The organism is Kiritimatiellales bacterium (assembly GCA_041656295.1).
Taxonomy (GTDB): Bacteria; Verrucomicrobiota; Kiritimatiellia; order Kiritimatiellales; family Tichowtungiaceae; genus Tichowtungia.
In genome coordinates this window covers 20370-34211 of sequence record JBBADV010000024.1, presented here as the reverse complement: position 1 = coordinate 34211, position 13842 = coordinate 20370, and the positions used below count along the sequence as shown (strand labels likewise).

General features: G+C 50.6%; 14 protein-coding genes and 1 tRNA gene. 10 read left to right on the top strand and 5 right to left on the bottom strand.

What is annotated here, in order from left to right:
• The first annotated feature begins 234 nt into the window (after positions 1–234).
• Positions 235–311, top strand: a tRNA-His gene (locus tag WC959_11700).
• Positions 312–343: 32 nt separating this feature from the next.
• Positions 344–1444, top strand: a complete 1101-nt coding sequence (locus WC959_11695; GenBank protein MFA5689787.1) for a tetratricopeptide repeat protein — start codon at positions 344–346, stop codon at positions 1442–1444.
• Between the two features lie 15 nt (positions 1445–1459).
• Here the strand turns inward: WC959_11695 and WC959_11690 are convergent, their stop codons facing one another.
• Positions 1460–2359 carry a class I SAM-dependent methyltransferase gene (locus WC959_11690; protein MFA5689786.1) on the bottom strand — a complete coding sequence of 300 codons (900 nt, stop codon included), beginning with the start codon at positions 2357–2359 and terminating at the stop codon, positions 1460–1462.
• Between the two features lie 147 nt (positions 2360–2506).
• Here WC959_11690 and WC959_11685 point away from each other — a divergent pair, with 147 nt between their 5' ends.
• Positions 2507–4027, top strand: a complete 1521-nt coding sequence (locus WC959_11685) for a potassium/proton antiporter (protein MFA5689785.1) — start codon at positions 2507–2509, stop codon at positions 4025–4027.
• A gap of 20 nt (positions 4028–4047) precedes the next feature.
• Here WC959_11685 and WC959_11680 read toward each other — a convergent pair whose 3' ends face one another.
• Genes WC959_11680 through dapB form a run of 4 tightly spaced genes read right to left on the bottom strand, consistent with a single transcriptional unit; the run spans position 4048 to position 7051 of the window.
• Positions 4048–5514, bottom strand: coding sequence for a sodium/solute symporter (locus tag WC959_11680; GenBank protein ID MFA5689784.1), 1467 nt, complete (start codon positions 5512–5514; stop codon positions 4048–4050).
• Positions 5499–5825: a nucleotidyltransferase domain-containing protein gene (locus tag WC959_11675; protein ID MFA5689783.1), complete on the bottom strand. Its 327-nt coding sequence runs from the start codon at positions 5823–5825 to the stop codon at positions 5499–5501. The genes WC959_11680 and WC959_11675 overlap by 16 nt, the downstream gene beginning before the upstream one ends.
• A complete protein-coding gene (locus tag WC959_11670) occupies positions 5822–6223 on the bottom strand; it encodes a nucleotidyltransferase substrate binding protein (protein ID MFA5689782.1) in 402 nt (133 codons plus the stop codon). Before WC959_11670 ends, WC959_11675 begins: the two co-directional genes overlap by 4 nt.
• A gap of 15 nt (positions 6224–6238) precedes the next feature.
• Positions 6239–7051 (bottom strand): 4-hydroxy-tetrahydrodipicolinate reductase, encoded by an 813-nt coding sequence (gene dapB, locus WC959_11665; GenBank protein MFA5689781.1) that lies wholly within the window; start codon positions 7049–7051, stop codon positions 6239–6241.
• Positions 7052–7775: 724 nt separating this feature from the next.
• On the opposite strand from dapB, the gene dinB reads away from it, so the two are divergent.
• From dinB to rdgC, 7 genes are all read left to right on the top strand, one after another.
• Positions 7776–9002 (top strand): DNA polymerase IV, encoded by a 1227-nt coding sequence (gene dinB / locus WC959_11660; GenBank protein MFA5689780.1) that lies wholly within the window; start codon positions 7776–7778, stop codon positions 9000–9002.
• A 35-nt stretch (positions 9003–9037) separates the two neighbouring features.
• Complete coding sequence (locus WC959_11655) at positions 9038–9898, top strand: methyltransferase domain-containing protein (protein ID MFA5689779.1); 861 nt, start codon at positions 9038–9040, stop codon at positions 9896–9898.
• 24 nt (positions 9899–9922) lie between these two features.
• Positions 9923–10282 (top strand): hypothetical protein, encoded by a 360-nt coding sequence (locus WC959_11650; protein ID MFA5689778.1) that lies wholly within the window; start codon positions 9923–9925, stop codon positions 10280–10282.
• A 23-nt stretch (positions 10283–10305) separates the two neighbouring features.
• Positions 10306–10890, top strand: coding sequence for a YiiX/YebB-like N1pC/P60 family cysteine hydrolase (locus WC959_11645; protein ID MFA5689777.1), 585 nt, complete (start codon positions 10306–10308; stop codon positions 10888–10890).
• 89 nt (positions 10891–10979) lie between these two features.
• Positions 10980–12437: a pyruvate kinase gene (pyk, locus tag WC959_11640; protein MFA5689776.1), complete on the top strand. Its 1458-nt coding sequence runs from the start codon at positions 10980–10982 to the stop codon at positions 12435–12437.
• Between the two features lie 34 nt (positions 12438–12471).
• Positions 12472–12645 carry a hypothetical protein gene (locus tag WC959_11635; protein ID MFA5689775.1) on the top strand — a complete coding sequence of 58 codons (174 nt, stop codon included), beginning with the start codon at positions 12472–12474 and terminating at the stop codon, positions 12643–12645.
• Between the two features lie 98 nt (positions 12646–12743).
• Complete coding sequence (gene rdgC / locus WC959_11630; protein MFA5689774.1) at positions 12744–13841, top strand: recombination-associated protein RdgC; 1098 nt, start codon at positions 12744–12746, stop codon at positions 13839–13841.
• The last annotated feature ends 1 nt before the right edge of the window (position 13842 follow it).

Sequence of the window (13842 nt, the reverse complement as noted above, 5' to 3'; positions counted from 1 at the left end):
GCCGTTTTATATCTGCGGCATTGAACCCGCAGATACTGCGCTCTTGACTCCAGACTCATCGTTTCCATCCCTCCAGCAACAGGGTGTCATCCTTATGAGTCAACGAAACAATCCGCCCCCCTCTGCGACCCGTGCTTCGGTGTCTTTTTTTATGAGTCAATTCGTAAATCGTATTCATTTAATTAACGGGTTGATTTCAGTCATATTTTCGCTATCTTATAGCGTTTTCCGACGGTGGGTGTAGCTCAGTTGGTTAGAGCGTCAGATTGTGGTTCTGAATGTCGCGGGTTCGAATCCCGTCATCCACCCCAATGAAACCTGCGATTCATCCGAGGAGCGGCCGATGCAAAAACGAAAAGACGAACTCCGCGATATCTATCAGAATTATTCTAAAGATTTTGAACAGGATTTTACGCCGCAGGTTGCCCGTGAACTGATTGAAGACCACATGCGTGATCTGCGCCGCAGCCGCATAATGACCACGGTGTTCGGAATCGCCGTTATTCTGCTCACGGTGGCGCTCATTTTTATTATTATTCGTGAAATGATGAGTGAATATACCCTTGACGATTTCAGCCGCACCCGTGAGCGTGAATTTGTTCCACTCTATTCGCTGCCGGCAGACGATGCGTGGGTGCTGGGCACTCATGACGCCGAAATGGAACCGACGCCCGGTGCTAAACCGCTGTCTGCACCGTGGGTGAAGGCCGCGGCGTATCAAATTATTCTCGGACAGCAGGCGTTAACGGTGAATGCGGTTGACCGCGCACTCGAACACCTCGACAAAGCGCTTGAAATTTTTCCGTCTATGACAGGAATCCATCCAACGATGGGTATGCTCTATCTGCAAAAAGGAAACTACACCACTGCGGCGGTGCATCTTGAAAAAGCGCTGAAAGAGGGTGAAAACTTTGATTCGCTCAACAATATTGGCGCCACCTACATCGCGCTGAAAGAGTATAAAAAAGCAGAACAATATTTACTGCGCGCCCATGAACTTCAACCCGAAAATCTGCTTGCCCACCGCAATCTGGCTGTGCTGTACCGTGCGCTTGAACAGAACGATAAAGCAATTCAGCATTTTGAAAAATACATTGACATGCAGCCGAATGATATCGATACGATGCAAACCTACGCCTTTTTTCTTGCCAAAACCGGCAAGTGGCGTGAAGCGTCTGTTTTGCTGGCCGTGCTGGTACAGGAGCTCAAAGATATCGCACCGCTCCATTTCCTGCTTGCTAAGGCCTATGCGCAAACCGGCCAGAAAGACAAGGCCATTGAGACTCTGCGCGCCGGAATTTTATTAATCGACAGCGGTCCCGCCCGTGAACTGCTGAGAAGCGAAGAGTTCGGTCCCATTCGCGATACTGACGAATTTAAACGAATACTCGAACAGGTTGCGCCGAAACTGGCGACCACCCCTGACCATCGCGAGAAAAAATAAAACACCGGTGTGACGTTAAAAAGGTGCGGCGGTACCGATTTTCGTGTTGATGGCGGCTTCAGCAATAGAACGGCCGTCGATTAAAACGGGTTGCTTGCGGAGACGCCAGACGCGCCGTTTGGTTTTAGCGATGATGTTGTTGCCGGGCAGAAATTGTACGGCTGCGTTGATTTTCAGCGCAACCCACATGAGCGGATAAATAAACGTAGCGATGCTGTACAGGCGGGTATAGATATAAAACTCTTCATTTCCGGCGTTCGGCGGCGGCATGCTATACGGCCGCCCCGCCAGCTTATTGGCGCAGGATTCAAAAATGATGCCGGGGATTTCGATGCTGCCGGTCGTATAGGTACCGGTGTCGGGAACGTCGAAACCGTCTTTGAGAACATCAAAAAATTCCTGCGGGGAATATCCGGCGCGCTCCAGGCCGCGGGCTTTCCATGAAAGCCGGAAAAGTGCGCGAAAAACAGCACTGAGCGAGAAGAGCAGCGGCCGGCGCGCGGCGGTGAGAACGAGACGTCCGTCCGGTTTTAAAACACGGTGACACTCTTTAATCAGCCCGTGGTCGTCGCGAATATACTCGAGTGCATCAACAATCACCACTACATCAAAAGTATGCTCCGGCACATCAATTGCAATGCCGTTCAGTACGCCGGTGTTGCCTTCAATAAAATAATCGACGGATGCAGCGGCGCAATCACTCACCGCCAGCGTACGCCACGTTCCGCCGCTTTCACGCAGTTGCGAGCTGATCACGCCGTCGCCGGAGGTAATTTCCAGACAGTTTTGATTAGACGTCGTGCCAAGCAGCTCTTTCAGGTGCGTGAGCCGCAACTTCCGGCGCACGGAACGCTTAAACAGTTTTTCCTGCCAGCGCACAGTTTCATTCCGGAGATTGACGTCCATGGCTTTCATGACCGCAGAGTATAAATACAATATTCTCCGGCGCAAAGAGAAAAAACTGTAATATGCAAGCAAATCAGACATAATTTATACTTTTACGCATCAGCCGTTACGTATTCATTGACAGCCGCCGCCGGAATTCACAAACTGTACTTTATCATGGATATAGTTTCTTCCTCTTCAATTATTGTTTTTGCCATCGGAATCCTGTTTTTCATCAGCGTGCTGGCGAATAAAATTTCCGACCGGTTCGGTGTACCGATGCTGCTGATGTTCCTTGCGGTCGGAATGCTCGCCGGCAGTGAAGGTATCGGGCGGATCACATTTGATAATCCGGCGGCGGCCAATTTCATTGGTATTTTTGCCTTGGCCTACATTCTGTTTTCCGGCGGTCTTGACACGAGCTGGACGTTGATTAAACCGATCCTGCGCCCGGGACTGACTCTGGCTACCGGCGGCGTAATTCTCACCGCCGCAATCACCGGTTTGTTCGCGTGGTGGATTCTCGGCGATCTGTTCGAAGGTATGCTTATCGGCGCGATTGTTTCTTCAACCGATGCGGCGGCAGTGTTCTCCATCATGCGTTCACGCGGTGTCAGCTTGAAAGGCAGCCTGAAACCGCTGCTCGAGCTGGAATCCGGCAGCAACGACCCGATGGCGGTGCTGTTAACCACCTCCGTACTCAGTCTGCTCGGCGTCAATGGTGCAACCTGGTACGAGCTGCTTGGCTCAGTGGTTGTCCGGATGGCGCTAGGCGTTGTATTGGGCTACTTTTTTGGCCGTGCCGCTGCCTGGATTTTTAACCGTACCCGGCTGGAATATGAGGGGCTTTATCCGGTGCTCAGCATGAGCCTTGTGCTGATCACTTACTCATTGACCGACATGCTGTTCGGTAATGGATTCCTCGCTGTTTACACTTGCGGAATTGTTCTCGGCAACAAAGATTTTCTCTTCAAACACTACCTCAAAAAATTTCACGACGGCCTCGGCTGGCTGATGCAGATCATTTTGTTCGTCACCCTCGGAATGCTTGTTGTTCCGTCGCAACTGCTCGGCACTGTTGCTAAAGACGGTTTGCTGATCGCCGTTGCGCTGATGTTTGTTGCGCGTCCGGCCGCTGTGTACATCGGACTCTGGAAATCAAAATTCACTCTGCCGGAATGCACGCTTACCGCGTGGACCGGATTGCGCGGATCGGTGCCGATTGTGCTCGCAACCTTTCCCTTTACTGCCGGCTACGAAAATTCCACCGAAATTTTTAACATCGTATTTTTTATTGTCATCGCGTCCGTACTGCTGCAGGGCAAAACTCTCATGGTGGTGGCGCGGTGGCTGAACGTCGATAAACCGCTTGTCAACCGTCCCGACTATCCGCTCGAATTTGAACGGCGCGCCGGTGTAAAAAGTGAAACGCGTGAAATTGATATTCCGCCGGATTCCTGTGCCTGCGGCAAACAGATTATGGACCTTGGACTGCCGGCCGGTGCACTGATTCTGCTTATCCGGCGCGGCAACGAATTCATTGTACCCAAAGGCAGCACCCGCATTGAGGCCTACGACACGCTCATGTTTATTGCCGGTGTTGAAGATCTCAAGATTGCACAGGAACTCCTGCTGACTGCGGCCGAAGACGTGGATGAAGCGGTTGAAGGCGATGAACAGCAGCAGAATAATGCATAACAGAAGTATGGTGCCGGTATTTATTCAGATATAAGGTCTTGTCCGGTTCTCTTATTGTTTATTTTTACAAATTGCGAAAAAAATAAACCGGCGAAAAAGCTGACGGCAAAGCCGGACGGAAAATACCAGATCCATGAAACAGCGGTGGTTCTCAGCCATGCGGTCAAACCAATGGCCAGCAGGGCCGCCGGAATCCAGGCGGTAAATGAGCCGCGCCGGGTTAACAATCCAAGCAGAAACAGCGCCAGCACCGGCGCGTTAAAAAGTCCCATAAACGTGGCAAATGTTTCAATGATCCCTTCAATTTCAGCGCCGTGAAAAAGCACAACGGACAGTCCGGTGGCAAGCAGTCCGAGCAGGGCGGTGATGATGCGCGCGAGTTTTACAGCACGGCCGTCGTCAATTTTTCCGGCCAGCGGGAAAATAAAATCATTTACGATCACTGTGGCCATGGAGTTGATACCGGAATCCATGCTTGACATTGCGGCGGCAAAAACTGCGGCGATTAACAGTCCGGATAATCCCGCCGGCAGCCCGTGTGCGATGAAGTACGGGAAAATCCGGTCGCCGTAAATGTCCGGCGGCAGTGCGCCGGGATTCTGCTGATAGTATGCAAAGAGTCCGAGTCCAATAAACAGCAGCAGCCCGATGACGAGAAAATCAGTGCCGGCGTTAAACAGAATGGCTTTGGCGATACCGGTTCTGGTTTTGGTTGAGAGCAGGCGTTGTACCGTGACCTGATCGGTGCCGTAGTCCTGCATCATTTGAAAGAAGAATGAAATGGACACGCCGGTGAGCGTCATACGGAACAGACTGATGGAGCCGTCGAGCTGCAGCCGGTTGTTTTCGGCGGCGAATTTAATAATTCCAGATGCGCCGGCAGGTACAAAGTGAATTAAAAATCCGGCAGCGAGCATTGCGCCGCCAATGAGCATGATAAATTGCACAACGTCTGTCCACAACACTGCCGCGAGTCCGCCGAGTACCGTGTAGAGCGTGGCGAGGAGCCCCATGATTAAAATGCTGAACAGCAGCGGCAGTCCGGTTGCTACCGAAAGCGCCATCGCCGGTGCATAAATTACGGTGGCCATCCAGCCAAGCCGTGCAAACAGAAACAGCATTGCCGCCGTTCGCCGCGCCGGTGCGCCAAACCGGATGCCGATGTATTCATACGAAGTGGTGATGTTCAGTTTCCGGTAAACCGGATAGAAAACAAAAATTAATACCGGCGCGAGCAGGGGGCTTGCAATGCAAACAGCGATCAGTGTGACATTACTGGTGTACGCGATGCCGGGCAGTCCCATATACGTCACCGCGCTCGTCAGCGAGGCATACATGCTCATCGCCACCGCGAGCCACGGCATTTTGCGTCCGGCGAGAAAAAAATCTTCCGGTGTTTTTTGTTGTCCGGCGAAACGGAATCCAATCCACACCATCGCGGCGAGGTAGAGCAGCAGAATCGCACCGTCAATCAGATTAAATTGCATATTTTGTATTCTAAAGGAACGCCATGTTCATCAATGTGGCGAACAAAATTTTTGTTATTCAATGTGTCGTAATGAACGACATCGAAAAAATAGGGCAGCGGTAATTCTTCGTTAAGTGTTGCACTGAGTTTGCTGATGGTGTCGGTCGTTACGTTTTTTCCTTTTACAGCGAGATCAACGTCCGATCCGTTTTTATAATTTCCCATTGCTCTTGAACCGAACACGACAATGTCATCTACATCGTTAAAACGGCTCAGCGCTTCTTTGATTAAATTCAGCTGTTTTTCGGTTAATCCAAACAATGAGCTCATCTCGCTTTTTCTTTCAACAGAAGATAAAGGTGATTTATCGCCGGAAAAAATACGATTTTGATTTTTGACTCAACTTCTTTTGCTTTCAGTTCGTCATATGTATGAACTGTCAGATTCCGGTCGCTGAGCATATCCATCCATGCATCGCCATCGGTAATGATTTCATAACGAAACGCTTCTTTAACAACATCGCGCGGTGCTTTTGCAATAACGCCCAGACTTTCGAGGTAATCTTTCAGGACTTTCCATGACAGTTCGAATGTCATTTCGAAAAACTGAATAATCCCGGCGCGCTCGAAGATCGACGGCATTTCAATTTCAAGTCCCTGTTTTAACAGCAGAAACGAGTTTTCAAAATTTTCAAACCGTTGTTTCCAGCGTATATCTTTTTGATTCATAACGTACTCTTTCAATTATAATCCGAGCACATCGTTCATGCTGTAGAGTCCGGGCTTCTGCTTGACGAGCCAGACGGCGGCATTGAGTGCGCCGATGGCAAAGGTTTCGCGGCTGGTGGCGCGGTGTGAAAATTCGAGCATTTCGCCGGTGCCGGCGAGCAGCACAGTGTGATCGCCAACGATGTCGCCGCCGCGTACGGCGTGAAAACCGATCTCCTCTTTTTTACGCGCGCCGGGCATTCCGCTGCGTCCGTTCATCCCGGATGTTTTTAAATCCAGTCCGGCGCCGGCAGCGGCGGCGCGACCGAGCATCAGTGCGGTGCCGCTCGGTGCATCTTTTTTCTGGTTGTGATGCCGCTCGATAATTTCAATATCATAGCCTTTGGCGTAGAGCGCTTTTGCTGCTTCTTCAATCAGCTTGCACAGCAGATTAACACCAAGACTCATATTGCCTGCCATGACCACCGGAACGTTTTTGGCGGCTTTTTGTATTTCGGCAGTTTCTTCGTCGGCGAGTCCGGTGGTTCCGATCACCCACGCGGTATTCCATGCGGCAATGCGTTCCGCGTTTCCGGCGGTGCCAAAATGCGAGGTGAAATCAATAATCACATCAGCATCCGGCGCAACGGCGGCGAGATCAGTGGTCAACAGAACGCCGGCTTTTCTGGCTCCGGCGGCCAGTCCGGCATCTGTACCGATGTCAGGCGCATCCCATAAATCCACAGCGCCGGCGAGTTGCAGTCCGCTGACTTTTTCTTCCAGAATGCATCGGATCAATGTTTTTCCCATACGGCCTGCTGCGCCTTGAATGACGACCTTGATGCTCATAAAATTTCTCCGGTTGTAGAGGTTTTAACAAAAGCCGCCGGCGAAACGAATAGAAAAATATTTATCTGTGCCTCCAGAAAATTCTCCGGCACAGACAGCGCATAACCGAGGCCGGAATCAGTCCAGTCACACTGCAGCAGCTCGAATGCGCCAAAAAGCATTTCTACTGATTCAAAATGAACGGCTTTCTGTCAAAGAAGCCGCTGAACGCACCGGATTTTACGATACCTATTACTTTTCAAAAATATTTAAAAAAGTTTACGGTTTCCCTCCCGGCCGTATTGTCCGTTTCTTTAAACCGCAATAAATAAACCGGACGTAAAACAATACTCGTCTGCGCCATTTATTTTTCCCCCGGAAAATTATAGCTGCAAAAATGCGTAAAAATCACAAAATTGCAGAGTCAACGCCACACGATTTTTTCCATTGCCGCTCAGCTGTCCGCCATGCGGCGATCCCGCCGGCGACCGCAGTTCTGAAAGTGATGAATTCACGACGAAGGTTTAACCACGGATTACGCAGATATAAACGGATGAAAAGAAAAATAGTTTAGACGGGATTAACAGGATCAACAGGGTTTTTTATTTTATTTCGTAAATCCTGTTAATCCTGTCAAAAAACGCTTCGCTTCCTTTTCGTAAAATCCGTTTATATCTGCGTCATCTGCGGTTAAAAATAATTTATTCCGTGTTTTCGGTGTATTCCGTGGTTTATATTTCCGGCGATGATTAAAACCGGACAGCGCACGATTCTGCATATTGACATGGACGCATTTTTTGCGGCAGTGGAAGTGCTGGATCGACCGGAGCTGCGCGGCAAGCCGGTGGTGGTTGGCGCGCCGCCGGATAAACGCGGCGTGGTTGCGACGTGTTCGTATGAGGCGCGTAAATACGGAATTTATTCGGCGATGCCGTCGCGCACAGCGTACCGGCTTTGTCCGCAGGCGGTTTTTCTGCCGCCGAACGGCAAACGCTACCGCGAGATGTCGCACAAGGTGATGGAAATCCTTGCGCGGTTTACGCCGGAGATTGAACCGGTGTCGATTGACGAAGCATTTCTGGATGTGACCGGCGCGCGCTATCTGTTCGGCGACGGCCCGGCGATTGCCGGCAAAATTAAGGCGGCGGTTTTTGAGGAAACAAAGCTGACCTGTTCAGTCGGTGTGGCACCGAATATGTTTCTGGCAAAAATTGCGAGTGATTTGAATAAACCTGACGGATTCACCATGGTACCGTTTTCTGAAAAGCTGATTCCGGAATTTCTCGCGCCGCTGCCGATCAAGCGGATGTGGGGCGCCGGTAAGAAGACGCAGGCAATACTGGAGCAGCATCACATCCGCACATTCGGCGATCTGCAAAAAGCACCGCCGGAAAAACTGGCGGCCTGGATCGGTGCAAGTGCAGCGGCGTCCTTCCGGCGGCTGGCGTTCGGAATAGACGACCGCGCAGTGGTGGTTGAGAGCGAGGAAAAGAGCATTTCGAATGAGATGACATTCGGTGAGGATGAGCGCAATCCGCAAGCAGTGGAAGCGGCGCTGCTGGATTTAGCAGATCAGGTGGGCGCACGGTTGCGGCGTGCCAATTTTTATGCAACCACTGCGCAGATCAAACTGCGGTGGTCAGATTTTTCGACGATTACACGCCAGCGCCGGCTTGATCCGCCGGCACGCGACGATGTTACGCTGCGCGAAACGGCGCTGGAGCTTTTACATAAGGAAGGTGTGCACAGTGCAGTGCGGCTGATTGGTTTTTGTGTGACCGGCTTGCAGGGACCGGATGAAACGCCGCAGCTTGAGTTGTTTGAAGCGGAAGAAAAAAAATCGAATAAACGCCGCGAAAAACTGAGTGCGGCAGTGGATGAAGTGCGTAGAAAATTTGGATCGAAAAGTATTTTACGTGGATCAAAGGTGGAGAAAAATAAACCACGGAATACACCGAAAACACAGAATTAATTTTTGACAGGATAATCAGGATTGAGAACCCACGGATGGACACGAATAAAAATCGACAATGTTTTTGCTGCCCTGTTTGTCGCGAAGAATTTTCGCCGGAAAGAAATTCAGTGCGATGCAAAAACGGCCATTCATTTGATTTTGCAAAAGAGGGTTATTTGAATTTGCTATTGAGCCATCAGCGCCGCTCTAAAAACCCCGGCGATGATGCAGCGATGATTGCAGCGCGTCGACGGTTTTTCGATACCGGCTTTTTTGATCCGCTGAAAGCTGTGATTGCAGATATAATTCCGACAGGTGCAGAGTGCATTATGGATTGCGGCTGCGGCGAAGGTGGATTTTGCGGCGGATTGAGTGAAAGCCGCGCCGGAGTTTTTTGCGGGCTGGATATTTCGAAAGATGCGATTCGCGCGGCGGCGAAACGATACAAAAGAGCGCAGTGGACCGTGGCGAATGTAATGCGTGAAATTCCGACGCCGGATTCGACAGCGGATGTGATTTTAAGTGTGCTGGCTCCGCGTAATCCACCAGAGTTTGCGCGGATTTTGAAGCCGGGCGGTGTGTTGATTCTCGGTGTGCCGGGAAAAGATCATTTAACGGAGGTGCGCGCACTGCTGGAACAGAATTCCGGCGATTTTGATGAAAAAGTGGATGAGGCGGTGGAAAAATGCGCGCCGGCGTTTGCTGAAGTTGGGCGCCGGAAAATTTCTTATGAACGTGAGCTTTCCGGCGCGCAGTTGAATGATTTAATTCAAATGACGCCGTTGTTCTGGAATTCGTCGCCGGCGGCAAGGGAGAAGGCTCTGCGGTGTTCGTCGCTGGCGGTGACGTTTTGTTTTTCTTTACTTATATTGAATCATGCTCATAGTCAAAAATCTAACGCATTCATGAAATAGTCAACCCTTGAAAGGAACCGGTTTATGATAAAGAAGCTGGTGTTATCAGGTTTTGCTGCCATGGCGATATTGTTCGCCGCCGGTTGCGGAGATTCTCCCCAGACTACTGCAAAAGTGTTTCTTGAAAATCTCTCAAAAGGCAACGTTACGGTTGCAAAAAAATATGCAACGGAACAGACAGGTGAGTTTATTGATGCAGTGGTCGAAATGGACAAACTTGAAATAAACCCCGATTTTAAATTTATTTTTATCGATGAAACCGTCGATGGAGACTTTGCGGTTATCAGATACAAATCGTCAGGGAATGCGACGAATGAAATAAAAGCGCTTCATCTTGTAAAAACAAACAGCCAGTGGAAAGTCACCATTCAAAAAGATCAGTAGTACCTGCGCTGCCGCCGGTGTTATTGTACTTTTTTGTTCTGTTGTTTTATGGCAGATCGTGCTGTTTCTGTGCAGAACAGAAAGGAAACGATCACCGGCTGCCGCCGGTAGAATCGGGCGATCTGGTGTTCCGGAACGGCACTGGACAGTGGTCCAGATATTTTCGGGATGTCTCGCTGCGCGAAAAACGGTTTTCGCATGCCGGAATTATTCGGGTTGAAACGAATGCTGCTTTTGTAATTCATGCGTCCGCCGACGATCGCACCGGTGCGGGATTTGTCCATCAGGAACCGCTGCACAGTTTCATCAATCCATATGATGATGTGGCAATATACCGGGTGACGGATGCCGCAAAATCCGATCGCGAGCAAATTGCCGTATTTGCAGTCAAAAATCTCGGCAAACTGTTTGATGCGCAATTCGATCTTACATCCGGTGAACGTTATTATTGTACCGAACTCATCAGAGACGCCGTTGCGTTTGCCTTGAAAACAAATATGATAAAGACTACTGCGGTATCCGGCTATGAAATTATTGCCATCGATGACTGTTACGCCGGAGACTGGGTTTTTTTAATCTATGACAGCAGGGCCGCAACGGTGCCGTGACAAGAAAGCACAACTGTGTTCTTCTCTTTCGGTGACGTTTTGTTTTACTTTAATCGTTTTGCGAAACGCAGGAGTTTGAAAGGAACTGTATGCAGAATCGGCAGACGAAAATTATCTGTACGCTGAGTAACAATCGCTGCGACCGGGAATTTATTGAAAAAATGATTGCAGCGGGTATGAATGTAGTGCGCATGAATACGGCGCACATGGACATTGCGGCGGCGGAAAAAATGGTGCAGGCGATTCGCGGCGTTTCAGATCGTGTCGGTATCCTGCTCGATACAAAAGGCCCGGAGGTGCGCACATGCAATATGCCCGAAACGCTGCAAGTGACAACCGGCGATGTTATAGGAGTCAGCGGAACGCATACGCCGCCCGGCGGATTTCAGGTCAGTTATGATGAACTCGCTAAGCATGTGCCGGCCGGCAGCTGTCTTCTGGTTGATGATGGTGCGCTTGAATTGCGTGTAGGTGCTTCTGACGGAGCAACGCTGCAATGCACTGTGCTAAACGACGGGGAAATAAAAAATAAAAAGAGCGTGAATATCCCCGGCGTGAAGCTGTATCTGCCGGCGCTGACGGAGCGCGATGCGCAGTTTATTGACTGGGCGACACACAATGGCGAAATTGATTTTATTGCGCACTCTTTTGTCCGTAACCGCGATGACGTTGAAGCGGTACAGGCAATTCTTGATCTGCGTAACAGTCCGATTCAGATCATCGCTAAAATTGAAAACCATGAAGGTGTTAAAAATCTGGAATCCATTCTCGATGTGGCGTATGGCGTAATGGTCGCGCGCGGCGACCTTGGCATTGAACTTCCGGCAGCGGAAGTTCCCGGTGTTCAGAAGGAGATGATTCAAACCTGTATCCGCCGGCGCAAACCGGTGATTACCGCTACGCAAATGCTGCATACGATGATTGAAAATCCGCGGCCGACGCGTGCAGAAGTGAGTGACGTGGCAAATGCAATTTATGACGGCACTGATGCCGTCATGCTTAGTGGAGAAACTGCGATTGGAAACTTCCCGCTGGAAGCGGTGCACATGATGGCGGAGATTGCAGTCGCGGTGGAAAAAACCAAAGAAACGCTGGTTGATTCGCTGCCGGTGTTTGATCAGGGCGAATATCACCGCACGCGCAACCACATTGCAAAATCAGCGGTGGAGTGCGCGGCGTACCTGCCGGTGAAAGCCATCATCACCAGCACCAAGACCGGCGTAACTGCACGGCTCTGTTCCGCCTATCGCGGACGCAAACCGATTCTCGCTTTATCGGAAGACGCACACACGATCCGCCGGCTGTCGCTCAGCTACGGCGTTTATGCCACATACGTAAAAGTTCCGGCAACGATGGATGCTCTCGTGCAGGTTTCTCTGCAAAAACTGCTCGATGAGAAAAAAATCGGTTTGCAGGATCTCATCGTCTTCATGGGTGGCGGACAGATCTACAGCTGTCACACCAACTTCATGCAGATTGACACGCCGGAAGTTCTCCTTTCCGAAATTGAATTTGACAAAACAGAGAATCGGCAGCGGACTTTTTAATTTTATTTCACCGTAGAAAAAAGATAACAGAAGCATGAATATTATTACCTTGCTGACAGTTTTGGTCACACTGCTGTGTGCCGGTTATACCTTGACAATATACGGCACAACAGGATGCCGCGCGACTGCTCCGGTATGCTGTGGAAATACACCCGCCAGCGGGGAAGGCAGCATCGCCGGTGTTCCGGACTTCAGCGATTACTGTTAAGCCATGATGGGGGAAGCGGGGAGATTTGATTTTCCTGTTTACCCCATGCCCCAGACTCCATGTTCCACGCTTATTAAAAAACGAAAAGGATTTTCCCCATGTCATTTGAAAACGGCCCGCTTAGTTTCCGTATGTTTTATGTTCCGCGCCAGCTCGCAGATTCTATTCACGAACAATTTGCCGAATACGCACTCGGTTCTATCGACAATATTCTCGACGCCGAAATCCACGGCTGGGTCGGACCGCGTCATTTGCTTGATCGGGAAATCAGCGCAACCACAGCATGGCACTCCGGTTATTTGCATTTAACGCTCTGCCAGGTGCAGCGCAAAATCCCGGCGTCGCTGCTGCGTGCTGAATGCCGCATCGAAGAGATGATCCGGATGCAGGCTGAACACCGCGACTATCTCAATCGTGAAACAAAACGTGAAATTAAACAGCAGGTGATCGAACGCCTGCTTCCGGAAATGCCGCCGCAATTAAAAGGCATCGACTTCTGTTACGATCCGAAAAATAAAATGCTGTACGCTTCGGCGCTGTCCGAAAAACAACTCGATGCATTTCTGATTAATTTCGGCTCCGCCACCGGCGAAAAACTGATTCCGGTCGAACCGGCATCAGCCGCATGGCATGAAAATAAACTGCGCGCCGAAGAGTGGACGCGCTTGAGCTTCGCTGCCGAACAGTGGGCGGACACCGCGCCGGGACGCGAATTTCTGATGTGGCTCTGGTTCATGTCCGAAACCCAAACCGGCGGAGCTGAACTGCCAACCGCCGGAAAATTTTCCGTGATGGTTGAGGGGCCGCTGCTGTTCGATCAGGAGGAGCAGGGTGAAACAGCCATCCGCAAGGGCGAACCGCTGGTCAGCGCCGAAACACGCGCCGCGCTGCTGAGCGGTAAAAAACTGAAGCGCGCCAAACTCACGCTCGCGCGCAGCGCCGAAGAACTTTGGACCTGTACGCTCGACGCCGATCAATTTGTTATTCGCGGATTGAAACTGCCAAAAACAGAAGCGATTGACGCCGCCGGGCGTTTTCAGGAGCGCATGGAAATGATCGATACATTCCGGCAGGCATTTCTCGGACTTTACAGCACATTTGCTACAATTCGCGCTGACACCGGGAAGTGTAAAGCACTTAACAAAGAGATGCGCCAATGGATGAACTCCCGTCCGGCGCGAAAACTGGATGAGTGAA

Excerpts from the sequence above, each read along its gene's own strand:
- WC959_11695 (MFA5689787.1), top strand. The coding sequence starts at position 344 with ATGCAAAAACGAAAAGACGAACTCCGCGATATCTATCAGAATTATTCT.
- WC959_11690 (MFA5689786.1), bottom strand. The coding sequence starts at position 2,359 with ATGAAAGCCATGGACGTCAATCTCCGGAATGAAACTGTGCGCTGGCAG.
- WC959_11685 (MFA5689785.1), top strand. The coding sequence starts at position 2,507 with ATGGATATAGTTTCTTCCTCTTCAATTATTGTTTTTGCCATCGGAATC.
- WC959_11680 (MFA5689784.1), bottom strand. The coding sequence starts at position 5,514 with ATGCAATTTAATCTGATTGACGGTGCGATTCTGCTGCTCTACCTCGCC.
- WC959_11675 (MFA5689783.1), bottom strand. The coding sequence starts at position 5,825 with ATGAGCTCATTGTTTGGATTAACCGAAAAACAGCTGAATTTAATCAAA.
- WC959_11670 (MFA5689782.1), bottom strand. The coding sequence starts at position 6,223 with ATGAATCAAAAAGATATACGCTGGAAACAACGGTTTGAAAATTTTGAA.
- dapB (MFA5689781.1), bottom strand. The coding sequence starts at position 7,051 with ATGAGCATCAAGGTCGTCATTCAAGGCGCAGCAGGCCGTATGGGAAAA.
- dinB (MFA5689780.1), top strand. The coding sequence starts at position 7,776 with ATGATTAAAACCGGACAGCGCACGATTCTGCATATTGACATGGACGCA.
- WC959_11655 (MFA5689779.1), top strand. The coding sequence starts at position 9,038 with ATGGACACGAATAAAAATCGACAATGTTTTTGCTGCCCTGTTTGTCGC.
- WC959_11650 (MFA5689778.1), top strand. The coding sequence starts at position 9,923 with ATGATAAAGAAGCTGGTGTTATCAGGTTTTGCTGCCATGGCGATATTG.
- pyk (MFA5689776.1), top strand. The coding sequence starts at position 10,980 with ATGCAGAATCGGCAGACGAAAATTATCTGTACGCTGAGTAACAATCGC.
- WC959_11635 (MFA5689775.1), top strand. The coding sequence starts at position 12,472 with ATGAATATTATTACCTTGCTGACAGTTTTGGTCACACTGCTGTGTGCC.
- rdgC (MFA5689774.1), top strand. The coding sequence starts at position 12,744 with ATGTCATTTGAAAACGGCCCGCTTAGTTTCCGTATGTTTTATGTTCCG.